Consider the following 17,863-nt stretch of genomic DNA (forward strand, 5'->3'; position numbering starts at 1 on the left):
CTACTCTTTTCTATATAAGGGTAAATATCATAAAAATCAATGTGGCTTACGTAAATATAATGCCCAATAAGGCAGCGCAACGGCTAAACCACCCAAAATATTCCCGATTGTTACAGGAATCAAATTCTTTAACACAAAATGCTCTACGGTTAATTCTTTGAATGCATCCGGAGATGCACCAATTGCGTGCCAAAATTCTGGGGAAGCAAAATTGTTGATCACAATTCCCATTGGGATCATAAACATATTAGCAATGCTATGTTCAAAACCACTAGCAACAAACATTGCTACCGGTAAAATCATAATTAGCATTTTATCAAGTAAACTACGACCAGCATAACTCATCCAAGCCGCCAAACATACCATCAGATTCGCTAAGAAACCAAGAAAAATAGCCTCAATAAATGTATGATGCAATTTATGATCTGCTGTTTGCAGAACATTAAGTCCCCACATCCCATTGGCTACCATATATTGACCAGAAAACCAAATCACACAAACGAATAGTATAGCACCAATAAAATTACCAATATAGACCAAAATCCAGTTACGAAACATTTTTGCCCAAGTAATTCTATGAGTCATTTTGGGTAAAATAGTCAATATTGTTGAAGTAAAAAGATCTGTTCCACAACAAACAACGAGCATAAGACCTAATGAGAAACAGATACCACCGACTAATTTAGCAAGTCCAAAAGCAACGGTTGCTGTTCCTGTTGTTACGGTAATATAAAATACAAAAGCAATAGAAATATACAAACCTGCAAGAATAGCAGATAAAATAGTACTGCTAGGGTGCTTATTTACTTTATAATTGCCAAGATCTTCGGCGATTTGGGTCATTTGTGCGGGGGATAATGAGTCCACAAGCTTTTCATTACTCAATGTTAACATCCTCAAAAAAACTAGGGTTTTATGAGGCGGATAGTATACTCTTAATTTATGTCAAATCATCAATTTTTTTAGTTAAAAATTTCAAAAATAAATAACTGTATGTTTTAATTAAACATTATTAAAATTCAATCTTGGATGTTTCGGATTTATTTAAATTTATCGAAAGATTTTCGTCAATAAAATTAAAAGAGCAATTTGAAATAGGCATTGTTTTTTTAATAGCAAATAACTCTTTAAAAAAACATTTCCATCCCTTCCCTATTATTGAAAAGGGATGAAAACAAAGCAGAACAAGTCTGAAATAAATATGTAAATGTAACTTGACGTTACAATTTGGATATCCATATCCAAATTTTGCTTGTTATCCATATGTTATGGATTACTTTCCTCAGAAACCATGAAGTCAAGTTTGCTTGGAAGTCCTGGTGACACTCGTATCACTTTAGGATTTCGTCCAATAACTTCATAGCCTTTAGGTAATGTTCTTGTATCTAATTTAATGACAAAATTGGCTCCTCTTTCCCAACGACCGCCCGATACGCCAACTAAGTGGTAACGACCATTGGTATCAGTAGTAATAATTTCCCCTCGAGTTGTAACCAGTTTTACACCACTCAAACCTTCTTCACCTTCATCTTGAACGCCGTTACCATTTCTATCTACATACACTTTTCCGAAAATAAGTGCATCATCAAATAATGGATCAGCGGTGACGGTTACCGTTGCTTGAGAGGTATTAGATACTACTCGTCCAGTTAATGAATTAATCGCTTTAGCTGTATTGATATATTCGCCCTGAGTGACCCCTGAACCCACAACCAACATATAAGTTAGTGTAGTTTTACCGTTAGATTTTAATTTTATTACCTGAGAAGTAACTGTTCTTCCACCACTAAGGTCTGCAACTTTCTTCCCATCTAAACGTGTAGAACCTTTAACAAACTTAAAGCCTGCTGGTAAGATGTCTTTTATCTTAATAGTTGAAGTCCGGGCACTATTATTGATAATTTGAATTGAGTAAGGCACGATATCACCGACAACCACATTATCTTTTAATGCTGTTTTAATGATTGTTACGTCCGCATCAGTACTACGATAACCTAATAACATTCCACTCGCCAATCGAGTAAAGGTTGTTGCCGGATCTTTTAAAACAACCGGTACTGTATGCGCTCCACCCACACCATTGAATGTAACCGAAGCTGGTGGGTTGGATAAGTTAATTAAATCATGTTCAACCACATTGCCATTATTATCTGTATATTGCTCAAATGACGGTATCAAATCAAATAATGGATTACTACGATTGACACTTACACTACCATCATTGTAATCCCCATACAGAACTCTAACGAAGTATCGTATACCACCATTATTATCAATAATCAGATTACGGAAACTAAATTTACCATTTTCACTACTTACCGATGTAATTGGTTTACCACTATTATCTAAGATATGCTTTTTATCACTATCTAATAAGTAAACATTTACACCTTTTAAGCCTTTGTAATTGGCAGCACCACTTAATCCTTTACCTTGATTATCGTCAAGAATTCTTCCTTCGATGAATCCTCCATTAATATAACCAAAGTTTTGATCAACTAAACTACCAGAGATATCTAATATGGCTACATTCTCTGTTTTAGGCGTTTTTAACGTACCATTACTATCATGATGAGCATCATCTGGGTCAAAGCTTGCTTTCAAAGTCGTCGGTATACCCGTAACTTCAATTTTCCACTTACCAGGTATGATATTCTTAATTTCATAGTCAATAGCGTTAGCTGCTAGTGAGTGTGTAAAGTGAATAGCTGGGTTATTGACATTTTCAAATAGTAATGTGATAGGTGCATTAACTGAGCTATCAATGGATGGATTGTATTCTCCGTCATCATTATTATCTAAGAACACCTTACCTTTAATACCACTAATACCACTCCAAGCAAAAATCACTCCTTGAGCTTGATCAGTTGCACTTGCAAATTGGTAAATTTCCTCCATTTCGTTATCTGTCTTATTTGTTGTCGCAGTAATACGACTATCTGTTAGCATAAAGCTACTAATATAATTAGAATCTTGAATAGACACTTTTACTTTGTAGTTAACACCAGACACTAAGTTTTCAAACTTATATTGACCAAGATCGTCAATATTCGTTCCTGTGCTTATTGCTTCGGCGGTATCAACTAGATCATTTTCGACAAACAATTCAACAGTATAATGAGGGAACAGTAAATCAATACCAATATCTTGTGCAGTAATTGCATTACCATCATTGGTATCGATATCAATTACAACCTGACCACTAATACTTGCTTGACCTTTTAGACCAAAATCAACATTAGTAACTAATGGCGATGATGTAGAATTAATATCAAGTTTGATTCCATTTGTAACCGTTGTAGAAGTTATATTCTGTGGTTTAACTACATAGCTATAACTATAGCCTGAACCTGCTACTGGTTGAATAGTAATAATCCATTCGCCTTCTGCAATATTATTGATTTCATATTGACCACTAGCATCACTAACCGCAGTTAGACGGATATTAGGATTATTTACGTCTCTTGCTTCAACAGTAACACCCGCTAAAGTACTATGATATGTCTGATGTATACCTTTTCCTGAATAATCCTTGTAAATTGTCCCTTTTAACGTTTTTTGGCTTTTATAACCATAATCAATATTGTCAACTAATTGATTAACACTCGTTACCGCTAACGTGTCATGATTACTTGCACTTCCACCATTAACCATGGCTGGACTGAAACTGATTTCATATCCAGACTGAATTAACGTATTATCATCAACACTCACTTCATATTGATTGTATGCCGTTAAATTATCGAACTGGTAATGACCATTGTTATCCGTTGTCGTTCTGATTTCAGGCGCACCACTTAATCCATTACTTTTGAGGGTAACAGGGATGCCATTTAAAGGTCTATCAATAGCTGCCGCATGGTAATTTAAACCGGCATTATCATTGACATCCATATCGACAACCACTTGCCCAGCAATTTTAGCACTACCCTTCAAGCCATAATCGATAGTTTTACCTGCAGTATCTGTGGCAGAAATGGTTAGCTTCAACTCGCCAGGATTGACCTGATCAATAGACAAATAATTTACAGCGTATTTGACGTAACTATAATTCCAATCTTGGGGATAGCCTGTAATTTTAACAATCCACACACCCGACGTTAGGTTGTTTATTGCATAACTACCATCGGCAAGTGATACGCTCGAAACTTTTGCGTTATTACTTTGATTGATAGCACTCACCTCTACCCCTGATAACGTAGGATAATTAGCATTATGAACAGCATTACCCATAATATCTTGATAGATATGACCACTAATACCTATGTTACCTTTATAACCAAAATTATTACTGACTTTTTGATCGTTGTCCGCCGAAACAATTATCGTAGCAATATCGAATGCATTATTCGTCGATGCCTTACCTGTCGGACTAAAGCTAATGACATAACCACTTAAAGCGTTTGTAGGGTCAGTCACTCGAATTCGATAATTACCACTCGATAGATCATTAAATTCAAAATAGCCATTACTGCCAGTGTTCGTTTGTTTATAGATAACAGTATCATTAGTTGGATCAATTAGGTTTATGGTTAAATTAGCAATACCGGTATCACCTTGTGACAATTGTTCATCGACATCGTTGTCCAGAACAACCATACCTGTAATTATGCTTTGACCTTTCATACCTAGATCAAGTTTGATCTCTTGACCGGTATTTGAATCAACCTGATAACTAATACTATTAGTACTGTTCCCACTTGAACTTACTGATTTTTCAACAAAATAGCTATAAACTAAACTTGAACGTGTTGGATGTGAAACAGAAACTGTCCATTTACCTTCTGTTATATTGTTAAATAAGAAGTTGCCATCGCTACCAACCGTTTGGGTATAAGTCACTTTTTTGTTATTAAACTCACCTTCAATTTTTACAACAGCACCCTCTAATTTTGTATGGAATGTTTGATAAGAACCATTTCCGGTTGCGTCCAAATAAACTGTTCCTGATAAGTTGCGTTTAATTTGATAACCGAAAGCACGTTTTTCTGGATTAAGTTCATACCGACTGTCATTCGGACCATTAATATCAAACGTTGCTATCGCCGATGGCGTTGCTGGATTTCCGGGACTAAAGACAAGTTTATAATCATTATGATTTACTGAGCTTGTAATTTCATAATTATGTTGACTTAATCCTTCTATTTCAAAAGCACCTGTAGATGGATCAACCGATATATCTTTAGGTGTGAAGCCCGATTTATTGTTTACCGAATTTAAGATTATTACTGGGGTTATTGGTGTAGATAACTGACCAAATGCCATATCGTTTCGACTATATTGACCATCGTTATCTCGGTCGATAACCACATAACCTGTGATTTTACTGCTACCGCGATAACCAATGTTTATATCGTCAACAGTCGATTGATTTGCAGATATTTTGATATCTAATGAAAAACTATTATTTTTAGCAACAACCTTTATATTATTTATTGAAGTATAGTTTAAAACATAGCTATTCCAATCAGGCACATTTTGAGAACTATTAGCTGTAAGAATCCAATGTCCCGGTGATAAATTTTCGAATTTAAAATTTCCCGAACTGTCAGTTATTACAGATAAAGTTGCTTGATTATTAGTCGCATTAGGATTTGAGCCTGACACTTTTGTCAATTTAAGTTCAACATTAGCAAAACCAGTATCAACATCTGTTTTACTTTGACTATTATCCACATCAATCGTTACTTGTCCTGTGATAATACCGCCATAATTAAATCCAGTACTACTACTGAAATCATCATTAGTTAGCGGCATAAAATCAATGATATTTTTATTATTTGCTATCTCTGATGCAGGAATAAGTTTAGCGCCATCTGGTGTAATGACTTCCACTTGATAATAATAATTGATAGGTAGCTTTTCGAAAAGATATTGACCATTTTTCGACGAATTACCATTTAAAGAAATATTATTCGTGGTAATTGTTTTAAGCGTTTTATATTGATTTGAACCTGGCACCTTGTAATTTAGATTTACTGTCACATCATTAGCAAGTTCATCATCTGCCTTCATTTTATTGTTGTTGTAATCAATCCAAACATCACCACCAATTTTTTGCTTACCTAAAACAAGATAATGATTATCAAGTGATCCTTCTAAAGGTAATCCACTGACAGGAATAACAATATTTTGTGCTTGATTGCCTGATTTACTTTGTTTGAAATCATAATCATTAATGGAATTCATTATGATTTTAACAGAATAATTAACACCCGTTCCGTATAAAAGATTAGCAAAATGGTAATGACCATTGGTCGTTTTTTGAGTCATCAACGGCTGTCCACTAGCATTTAACCCTGAATATAATTCAACAGTTGCCTGTACTGAGCTGTCAAGTGGATACCCAAATTGATTTAAATGATTCAAATCTTGGTTTGAATCGTTAAAATCGATATAAACATTACCTTGGATGCCATCGTAGCTAGCTTGACTATAATAGAATATCTTACCGTCAATACCTCGATTATTAATAGCGATATTTGATATGGTATCAATTGGTTGTACTGAGTTTTCGCTATTCCCAACAATAACATAATTTTGTGGGGCCAAAATAACACTGACTTTATAGTTACCATCTGGCAAATTATAGAAATGATATTCTCCATTAGCATCACTGTACTGGCGAACCATCTCTTTATTCGTCGTAGCATCGTATAAACTGAGTAATACCCCACCTAATGGATTACCTGTTGCAGCAGCAGGATCACCAATTAATGTTTTGCCCGAAATACCACTATTTGTTGCGGTAGTACTGGTAATACCTGCCGATGGATTAGCATTTGTTTTCCCTGCTAATAAGAAGTATTTACCTTTCTGACTACCACCTTTAGTATTAAAAGATATCGGATTTAAAGTTTTCTTCGTATTGTTATCCGCATTCGCTATCACGCCATAACCGCTTGGCGGTTCAATTTCAACAGTATAAAGGCTAGCTTTCGAATCTTCTTTACTTAAACTAAAACTATAATAGCCAATTTCATTGGTTTTAAGCGTACTAAATGGCGTTCCTGTTGCGTCACTTCCTTTATATAAATTAATAGTTACATTTGAAACAGGAAGATCACCTGTTCTATTAAAACTGATATCGGGTTGACCATTATTATTGATATCGATCATGACATAACCCGATATCGATGCATCCCCCTCTTTTTTATAAATGAAGTCTAAACCACCACCTGATAAAATTGGCGTCGATGCAGTGATTTGAACATCGTTTACGGTATCAGAAGGACTTTTCAATTCATAGCGATTATCTAAGCCTGTATCCGTTACTTTTATCGTGTAATTATCATTTAAAAGATGACTGAAACGATATTTACCGTTATTGTCCGTTTTGGTATAAGAATATAATTTATTACTGCCTTTACGATAAATTTCGACACGTACACCTGTAATTGGCACATCACCTTTAGACGAATCAAAACTACCATTATCATCATAATCGTAATAAAGCTGACCGCTAATTTCAGTATTATTATTGGCTCTAATTAACCAATATTGATTCGGTACGCCTCTTGGTAATAAATAAACCTGCATATATTCCAAATTCGTTTTTATTTCATCTGGAAGATAATTTTTTTCTGTTTTAGACGCACTGCTATTACCAACTAATTTGAAAGTACTTTTATCCAATCCATTTAATCGCAGTAACATGCTCGTTATATATAAATTATTATAACGAGTTGAGTTTTGTTTATTATAAACAAATCGCCCATTTTGTTTTACCTTGTTATCAACAAAATCAGGATCAGCTAAGATTGAATCGATACTTTTCGTTCTATCATAGTAATTAGGATAAATTCTTGGTGTAAAGACCCCTTCTACAGATAAATCTGATAGATTATACCGTTGTAATTCATCTGATGTTAATAAAACGGATTGTTCATTTTTTTCAGTTGATCCAGTGATGTCTAAATAAATGTTACCTGACAAAGCTTCACTTAGTCCTGAAGGCGCTATCCTTGCTTGCATAAACCATTGATTATTCTTATCCATATTAACTAATGTACCATCAGCTAAAACTTCAAAGTTTACTGTACCAGGAGGTGAAGAAGGATCCTTATCGGCAATATCTAAATATTTATTTTTATCTGCTTGGTGGACAATACGGTATTTGCCTTCTGGTAATGATTTTAGGTTGATTGTTCGATAGTAATCACCAATAACACTCCATTTTTCATATGCGCTACCATTCCAGAAATAGAGATCAAAATATCCATCGCCTTTTTCTAATGTTTGCTCACCTGCATAATCCATATCGCCATTTAAATCATTAACCGGTGCTCCCGAAAATTCTCCTTTACCTTGCATTAAAAAGTTTTTCGTCATCGGGACATCAAGTTGTTTAAATTTTACTTTATAACTTGGCGCTAACTCTTTAGCGGTATTAGTAACAGAAGTTGTCCCTGGGTATATAGCTTTAACGATGTAAGTGACATTACGATTGATACCATCTTGTTGCCCTTGAAAACTATAATCTCCTTTGGCATTGGTTAGTTTTTTACCAATAAAATTACTTCCGTTTTCAGTACAATCATTAGAACTGTTATCTTCGCAAAGTAAAACGACCGCATTTCTTAATGGTAGGTCATTAGCATTGTACATTTGCCCGGTTTGTATCTCACCATCGCCTAACCATGTATCTAAAAATACTGTGCCACGAAGAACATCTTCGTTAATTTTCAATTTATACCAGATGTTAGTGCCTGTGTTATATCTGTTACCACCACTCGCATTAACAACAATGCTTGATATCGTTTTCTTGTTATCATTAGGATCGATACTTGCTCCCCTATTCTGATCATTATTTTCGAAATCAACATCGCCAGCCTTGATATTACTATCACCACCATACTCCTGTTTAGCAGTAACACGATACTCTCCGTTAGGCAAATTGGTGAAATTGTAATAACCATTGTTATCGGTTGCAAATTCAGTGATAACTGTCCATTTTCCAGACACTTTGCGTTCCAGAATAACCCGATTTTGTTTAATAGGTGTATCTTGATTTGGATTATAAGATCCTAAAGCCCCTCGATGGCTATTATTTAAATAAACATATCCAGAAATCGTATTGGGTCTTTTTGGTGTAAAATAGATGGTGTCTTCCCAAGTTTTATTTGGAGTGACATTAATCGAATATTCGCCATTATATGATTCGGGATAATTTAAATTATCCGTATCATATTCAACAACAGAATAATAAAACAAACCGGCATGATCGATAGGATAATCTTGTGAGCCTCTTACTCCATAAAACCCTGGTTTTTGATAGCTAACTTCTAATTTATTACCTTGTAAATCGGTTGCTTGAGTCACACCATCTTCTTCAAAAAAGGCTATTTTAGTATAAGTACTGGCGGTAATTGCTTCAAGCCCATTAATCGTTGAACTCCAACTCCAATTCCCATTAGCTGTTTTCAAATAATTGACGACTAATAAATTACCTAAATTTTTACGTATTGGTGAATACCAAAAATTTTGGTTAGTTTTTCTGTCATTAAGTTTAGGTACAATAATCTCTTTAGCCGCAATGTTAGCTTGTGTACCATTACTTAATGTGACCTTACCTTTATGAATACTTTTTGATTTAGAGGAGGTACTGGTTGACTTACCGTCTGTATCATTAACAAAAACAGTATTATTTAAATTTATATTTGACTCTGTGACAACAACTTTATAATCTTTATTTTTTACTAATCCGACAAATTTATAAGCGCCCAAATTACCAGTGAATTGAGAAGCAATTTTTTCCCAATCGGTTCCATTATGTTGGTAAAGATCAACAGTGGTATTAAGTCCTGTACTACCTTGAGCCGCAAGTGGAAGATTATTGTCCGTTTTACCTGAATCCGGACCGGCTAGAATATATTGCTGAGGTCCTAATACAAACACATTTCCGGATATACTTGATAAAGATGTATCGTAAGGATCTAATTGAAACAGGAAATTAGGACCACTAGGTACCCCTGTTGAGTCAGGTATTGTTAATTGTGCTTTTGCCCTGTTTTTACTATCAGTAGTAAAAGGCGGAGAAGTGACATTTGTTACCTGAATATCATAAGTGGCAACAGCTAGATCACGAAAGCTGTATTTACCATCACCGCCCGTAATAACTGTATCGGTTCCCATTACTTTGGTTGTTGTACCAGAATAATACAGCTCGACCCTCATGTTTTGTAGACCAGTATCAATATCAGCTTCATAGGTATTGTTGTTATTTCTATCAACCACAACAACACCATCAACAGAATTGGTATTACGATGTTTAAGATTAAACTGTCCGCTTTGATCTGAACCTACCATCTTAAAAGAAATGAGTTTAGCATATTGATGACTATTATCTGGTAGTGTTACATCCCATAATTTATAATTTTGAGTTTTTAAAAAGAGATCAACATCTTCATCAAAATAGGCCTCATATTTAACGTTTAATAAGGTGTTTTTTATCTCTATTTCGCCATTATTATTTGTCTTTAATACGATATTATTATCCGTATTGGTTACCATTCCAAACGTTGATTGAGTACGTATTTTTACTGGAATATCTTTAATACCTGCATCTGTTCCATTTTTAACTTTTAGACGAATAGTTCCCCCTTTTCCTTTTAAAAAGAGGTTTTGACTTAACTCACCTGTTGCCCCTCTAACAGTTACGTTTTTGGAAACTTTTTCACCATTATTGGTTGCTATTTCAACGACATAATTCCCTAATGTATTAACTTCAAAGTTATACTGACCATCATCATTTGTTTGTTGATTTGCTATTAAGACATTTTCATCGTTTTTTAATGTAACGGATAGACCTTGTAACGGAAATGTTACTTTAGCTGCGGTATCATCGTAGTCTAAAAATACTCTTCCCGATATTGGAATTGCATTAGCTATCGATACTACTGCAAATGACATAAAGATGGATAGCCACATCCATTTTAGACATTGTAATAACACTTTATAGCCTAGAGCATCAACCCACGATCTTTTTTTAGCATTCATTTTCACTGTTGCATTATGCGCAGTTCGCATTATCTTTTCTCCTGATATGCGTAAATTCTCTTCTTTTTGATTTTCAACTTTTTGGTCTGAATTGATTTGCATGGGTAAATGCATTTGACCACTGTTAACTTTTTGCCAACTGTTCATTAGAAACTCCCTACTACATTGACAAACCAACCATGTGAACGGTAGTTCAGGTGCGTTAAGTTGTCGTTATAATCCGTAAAGTTATAACCCACTCCCATCTTGATATTGTCACCGACATTTCGGTAAATACTGGTCACAATCCCGTCTTTATGGTCATCTGCCAGATCGGTACGTAACGTTCGACCTTCTATCTGGTATTCCCAGTCACCTGTCTTGTAATTGAGGCGTATTGCATACAAGCTTGCCCCTGAGGAGTACCATGAGCTTTCACCTTTGTAACGTAAATGCCCTTGTCGGTGCGCCGCTTTAAACGCTGTTTCCCAGTTCGCATTCCACTCATATACACCTTCTAATGACCACACCCAGCTCTTTTGGTCATACAGACTTGAGGTATAGCTTTTGCTATTTGACGACGTCGAGTTCGCTATCAGCTGATCATCCGGATCTAAACCATATACATACGTCAGCTTACCGAATAAATTCAGGTTATTGATGGATAACGGGCGATAAGCAAAGCCTATTGTCGATTCTGTGTAGTTACTCAAAACATCGTTCGAATTATTTTGTTTACCAAGTGTTTTCGCAAAATCAAACTGCGCCATCCAGCTGAGGTTCTCGTTCACGGTCGTTTTTGCCCGGTTGGTCGTTACCCATTGGCGGATACGCTCACTACCTTCATCTATCCGGTATTCCACCCGGTTACGCACCTGAACGGTATCATTTTTATAACCGTATCCTACTGCATACACATCCCGACGAGTTTCATCATTTCCGGTTAAACTAGTACGGTTTCGGTTACGGTTATTCACCCGTCCTACCGAGTAAGACCCTTCAACAAACTGAGATTCAGTCGGTTTATAAGTCACCCCGTAAACATCAGAGGTGGTTCGGTCAATTTTAGTAGTTTTAAATTGTCGCTCTGAGTAAAGCTCCATCTGGCTGGTCGCTTTGCTGCGTCCCCCGACAACCGTCGTAATGCCCCGACCCGAGGTCGAGTCCACATCATTTAAGACTTTGGTATATAAACTGGTGCGGTCATTCACATCCCAGCTACCCTGAACGCCACCACCGGCACCCCGATTTGATGCAAAAACTTCTGCACCCAAATTGATGCTTTCGGTAATTTGTGAGCTGTACCCTAAGGTAGTGCGATTGTCATCAGACACATCACCCGATTTAGTCATCGTCATTTGCTGGATGAAATAACCTTTATCCCGTCCACCAAAAAACGAACGCTCTATTTTCGCTGCCACTAAGGTTTCACGGGTAGAAGCATCACCATAATTATGGGTATTGCGTTGTTGTAACTCTAACGCCGTTTTATATAAGTCTCCGAGTGTTGTGTAGTATTGTGCGCGGGCTATTTTTTCAACATAATTTGCCTTGTCTTTTTCACTGCTGTAACCCAGTAAGACGCCTTTTTTATCCGCCTCAAAGTCATAACGTAATTCGCCACCCCACTCTTCTAAATCACTGCTGCGGGCTTTAGCAAAGGACGAAAAGCCTTCCTGCTGCATTGAGTAATAACCCGTAAAACTTAACGGAATATCCTCACCGGTCAAATCACTGAATTCGATTTTTTGGTTAATCTTCCATGCCGCTCCCCGTGTATCACCCGATAACACCGTCTGATTAAATGACAGTCCACCATTGCTCGACACAAAAATATCACTCATCCCGGCCTTACTTTTGGCATATTCAAAATGCGTATGTGTTCCCTGCGTCGGTCTGACAATCACATCCAGTCCTTTTAACTCATACGTTTCACCGCTTGCCTGGTCTTCACTGATATATGTCCCGCCAATACGAATATGGTCGTTTAACCAGTGATAAGCCCGACCACCAAACACTTTTTGACCGTCAAAGTCAAAACCGTCTGAATAATATTCATATTCCGCAATAATCCACACCGGGTCGCCCCCAACCAGATTACCGCTTTCGATAATTGAGCTACCTGTGCCCCCGTTTGTCGTCATCGGCAGGGCTTTAGTTAACATCACCCGACCCTGAAACTGGTTCACTTCATAATCAACCCCTTCGGTCAGGGTGCTGGTACTCAGTACCCGACCGGTATTACGGTCACGCACTTCTACCGACAGTTTTAAACTCCCTTCTGTTATACGCTGATGTTTTAAAAAGTATAAACTACCACCGGTCGATGCTAATTCATTGTGACTGCCCCGGGTTTCACCATTCGATAAAAACACTGTCGCTAATGTGCGGGTATCACCATACTGGGTCGACTGCTCACTTTCGTGATATAATTTTGCCCCGTATAAACTGCGGTTAAAATTGGCAAACTCATTACCGGTAATCTGTGTGGTATAGTTACCCCATAACCCGTAACTTTTGCCTCTCTCTAATTTGATATAAAACTTACCTTCCGTATCCACATCACTTTCTGTGGTCGAACCATCTCCGTACATCGGATAGTAAGATTGTGGGTCGATTTCACGCGCAAAACGAGTCGGGTCTTTTTCACCTAAATGACCAAAGGCATTTTTTAGCTTCGTTTCTGTTGTGTCTAAATGCGCCGTTAACCGGTAATCACCCTTATTCGCTTTGACATAAAAGGCTACCCGACCATCCCAGCTCCCTTTGCCACTGTAGTGGTGACTGTCAGCCTCTTCGAGTATCGAACGCCCTTCTCCGCTGACATTGTTTTGCGCATACGTCACATCCACGATACCCACATAAAAAATGTCATCTTTCTTTTCAACCACCAACTTTTCCTGTTGCGATTGCTTCTGACCCGATTCATCCTGCCAGCTTAAATCAAACTGATACTCACCCGGCGATAAAATCATCTCCCGCATCGCCCGGCCCTCGGCATCCACCACTAAAGGCTCGCCATTAAGCATCACCCCTTGTTTACCTTTTAAGCCCGCCATCTGAATAACGACTTTCCGGTCCTGAGCATCACTCACAATACCCTGATGGTCTATCCGGCTTTCGCCAAACCCCGGTATCGTGCTATCTGATTTCAATTGACCAAAAAATAAATGACCTGAGCCCGATTGATTATCGGGTTTGTTGTAGGAAATAAAATCACTGCCAGAGTCTGCTGTGCCCTGACCTAAGGTCTTAAACGATGTCGCATAAACACTGTCTTTTAAACCGTCATAACTGGTGGTAGTTAAAATCGCTTTATACTCGCTATTTGTCGATAACGGCTCGCCATTATCGGTATCACCATGCCATAACACCGCTTCATACGGACTGATTTCTTTAAATCGTAAGGTCTTTATCGGTTGACGGTTATCTACATCCGATTGACGGTAAATGGTGATTTGATATTCAGCGATTTTAGTGGGATAGTTAGTGTAAATATAAAGCCCCATCGGTGTCGTAAACAATCCTTGTGACGTTAACTTCACTTTTGGGTTATAGATACTTAAATTAAGCTTTTCTTCTGCGTTAAATTCATCCCGAATAATATTTAATTTAGGTACATTTGTACTACCTGCATAAACAGAGTTTACCCCAAATAGCAAAATAAAACTTATACCCAGATTAGAAAATCTCCGGAAACGATTACATTTGACCATGAATTATAATTTCCTTTCACTTAATTACATCTATTGTTATAAAAATGAGGCTGATGTACCCTAAAAATAAAGAGAAGATAATGTACGAAATAGCTTCTAGTGTATAATAACAGTGTATTTAAAATTTGATAGTTAAATACTTACTACTATTTTCAATTATTTTAGATTTAGCTTAAATATTCATCAACTTCATATTTGCTAAGAGTTGTAAGCGGTTAACTAGCAGATAAAATAGAAGATTATCGATTTTTTAAGTTGCACAGTAAGTCTTTTTAAAGGAATGAAAGTTGAGGGTTAATAGTTTCAATTTTAAACATTCAAACTAAAAATTTCTTCAAAAAAAACCATCTTATTAAGATTAGGTTATCTAAATAAGATGGTTTTTTATAAATTTAGCTAATTACCGATTATCCAAAATTTTACTAACCTTAATTAGATAATTTCGGGATTCTTGAGAAATATGAGAAGTAACAAGTTTTCTATAAACTTGCTGAGGAGTCATCGCATTAATAATCTTAATTGCTTCATCACGGTCATTTGAAAAAGTGCGAAGCACACTTCCTGCACCACCATTATAAGAAGTAATCATTGCATATCTTAATGAAATAGGATTATTGATTCCCGCTAAATATTTTGTTTTCAATAACGACAAATAGGCGGTACCCATATCAACATTATTTTTCGGATCAAGTAAAAATTGTCTACTAGGTTCTCCTGATTTACCCCGTAATTTAAAAATATCTCGCCCAGCAGTATGTTGTTGAACTTGCATCAATCCTAGCGCATCACTACGACTAACAGCATATGGGTTAAATGCAGACTCTACTTCCATAATAGCCAAAATTAATCTCTCGTCAATAAAGTAACGATTCGAAGCTTCGATAACAAGTGGCAAAAATTTCTTAGCACGCTGATTAATATGATTAGGCACTAGTTTAATTTCAACATAAGTGATTTGATGCGAGCCAGAACGCCGAACCTTTAAATTATTGGCAATCAGATAATCAGCAAAATTATTCGCTCTTCCCATCCATCGAATAGGCTGCCTTTCTTGATCTAATACCTGATTATATAAAAATGGTTCTTGTGATAAATTTTGCCCGGCCTTTTCATGACGGATAATATCGTCAGGTTCAGGCATTAATAATGTTGAAATAATCGCTTCTTTTAAATTAATTATCGGTGTATCAGACAATGTTTCTATTGTAATCACGCCCGATACAAAATTAATGTGAACTCGAGTTTGAAGATTGTCTTCATATTGAACATAGTCTTTAGGCCCAGCAATAAGGACTTCTTTAGGTCCCCAAATCTGTTCAATGTTATTAGCATATTGGCTAATTAAAATATTAAATGCGTTAGTATCTTTGACGTAATAATCTTCATCTTCTAAATTGGCATTTTTACTAGGACAACCGCTCAAAAGACTTACGGTAACAAGCAATGTAATAATTTTGATATTATTTCTCATGTTAACTCTCAGTTCTCGGGTTTATAACCATCAATTATGATGTCCTCACCATCAAATAGAAACTTCACCATTTCATTTTCAATTTTTTTCCGATGTTCTGGATTCATCATATTGAGTTTATTTTCATTAATTAGCATAGTTTGTTTTTTGAGCCACTCTTGCCAAGCAAGTTTCGAAATTTCATTAAAGATACGCTTGCCAAGTTCTCCTGGATATAACTGAAAATCTAAACCTTCTGATTCTTTTTTTAAAAATTGGCAATAAATAATACGACTCATAGAAAGCTCTTTAAAATACAAATAGTGATTAATAATTGATTATACCTGAAAATAAATGATGAAAAGAAGTAAATTATTTTTACCTAAAACCAATATAAAATATTTATATTGAATTTTAATTCAAAATAAATGAATAATTATTTACTTTACTACCGCTTTAATTGGCATAAAATAACAAACAAACTAGACAATATATAAGGATTAAAGCATGCAATCTCAAATCAGCCGTGAACTATTTGATGAAATTATTTTACCGGTTTATTCACCAGCCCAATTTATTCCCGTTAGAGGATTTGGTAGTCGAGTTTGGGATCAAAATGACCAAGAGTATATCGATTTTGCTGGCGGCATTGCAGTTAATGCATTAGGGCATTGTCATCCGAAACTAATAAAAACATTAAAAGAACAGAGTGAAAAATTATGGCATGTGAGTAATGTTTTTACTAATGAACCTGCGTTAATGCTTGCTCAAAAACTGATTGAGCATACTTTTGCTGATCGGGTATTTTTTGCTAATTCTGGAGCAGAAGCAAACGAAGCCGCATTTAAACTTGCTCGATATTATACAACAAAAAAGTTTCATCCTTATAAAACTAAAATTATCTCTTTTTATCAATCTTTTCATGGGCGCACTTTTTTCACCGTTTCAGTCGGTGGACAAGCCAAATATTCCGATGGATTTGGCCCTAAACCAGCGGATATTGTTCATATTCCTTTTAATAATCTCGAAGCAGTTAAGGCTGTCATGGATGATCATACTTGTGCCGTGGTGTTAGAACCCGTACAAGGTGAAGGCGGATTAACATCGGCGACGCCTGAGTTTTTAAAAGGCGTACGGTCGCTTTGTGATGAATATAATGCACTGCTAATATTTGATGAAGTCCAATGTGGTATGGGACGAACAGGCAGTTTATATACCTATCAACAATACAACATTATACCCGATATTTTAACTTCTGCTAAAGCATTAGGCGGTGGGTTTCCGATTAGTGCGATGTTAACCACCAATGAAATATCGGAAGTAATGCATGCAGGTGTGCATGGAACCACTTACGGTGGTAATCCCCTTGCTTGCGCTGTAGGATGTGAAGCTTTTGACATTATTAATTCACCTGAAGTTCTTCAAGGTGTCGAAAAACGACGAGCAATATTCATCGGAATGCTTGAAGAAATCAATGAAAAATTCAAAATATTTCGAGAATATCGAGGGAAGGGGCTATTGTTAGGTGCTGAGCTACAACCAACGTTTTATAATAGGGCTCATGATTTTTTGACAGCAGCAACAGAATTTAAAGTGATGATATTAAATGCAGGCCCTAATGTATTACGTTTTACCCCTTCTCTCATCATTACCGAAGAAGAGATTAAAGAAGGAATGACTCGATTTGCAAAAGCAGTCGAAAAAGTTGTCAATGCATGAG

At 36.3% G+C, this 17,863-nt stretch carries 6 protein-coding genes; 1 reads left to right on the forward strand and 5 read right to left on the reverse strand.

What is annotated here, in order from left to right; translation table 11 throughout:
- Window positions 1-36 precede the first annotated feature (36 nt).
- From focA to GYM75_RS09550, 5 genes are all read right to left on the reverse strand, one after another.
- Window positions 37-885 carry a formate transporter FocA gene (gene focA / locus GYM75_RS09530; RefSeq protein ID WP_220215724.1) on the reverse strand — a complete coding sequence of 283 codons (849 nt, stop codon included), beginning with the start codon at window positions 883-885 and terminating at the stop codon, window positions 37-39.
- Between the two features lie 381 nt (window positions 886-1,266).
- On the reverse strand, window positions 1,267-11,145 hold the full coding sequence (locus GYM75_RS09535; RefSeq protein ID WP_220215725.1) for an SdrD B-like domain-containing protein: 9,879 nt from the start codon (window positions 11,143-11,145) through the stop codon (window positions 1,267-1,269).
- Complete coding sequence (locus tag GYM75_RS09540; RefSeq protein ID WP_220215726.1) at window positions 11,145-14,693, reverse strand: hypothetical protein; 3,549 nt, start codon at window positions 14,691-14,693, stop codon at window positions 11,145-11,147. Before GYM75_RS09540 ends, GYM75_RS09535 begins: the two co-directional genes overlap by 1 nt.
- Window positions 14,694-15,093: 400 nt before the next feature.
- A complete protein-coding gene (gene mltC, locus GYM75_RS09545) occupies window positions 15,094-16,164 on the reverse strand; it encodes a membrane-bound lytic murein transglycosylase MltC (protein ID WP_220215727.1) in 1,071 nt (356 codons plus the stop codon).
- A gap of 8 nt (window positions 16,165-16,172) precedes the next feature.
- Complete coding sequence (locus tag GYM75_RS09550; protein WP_220215728.1) at window positions 16,173-16,442, reverse strand: oxidative damage protection protein; 270 nt, start codon at window positions 16,440-16,442, stop codon at window positions 16,173-16,175.
- 208 nt (window positions 16,443-16,650) lie between these two features.
- On the opposite strand from GYM75_RS09550, the gene GYM75_RS09555 reads away from it, so the two are divergent.
- Window positions 16,651-17,862, forward strand: coding sequence for an aspartate aminotransferase family protein (locus tag GYM75_RS09555; protein ID WP_220215729.1), 1,212 nt, complete (start codon window positions 16,651-16,653; stop codon window positions 17,860-17,862).
- Window position 17,863: the final 1 nt, after the last annotated feature.

This window comes from Gilliamella sp. ESL0441 (genome assembly GCF_019469185.1).
GTDB lineage: Bacteria > Pseudomonadota > Gammaproteobacteria > Enterobacterales > Orbaceae > Gilliamella.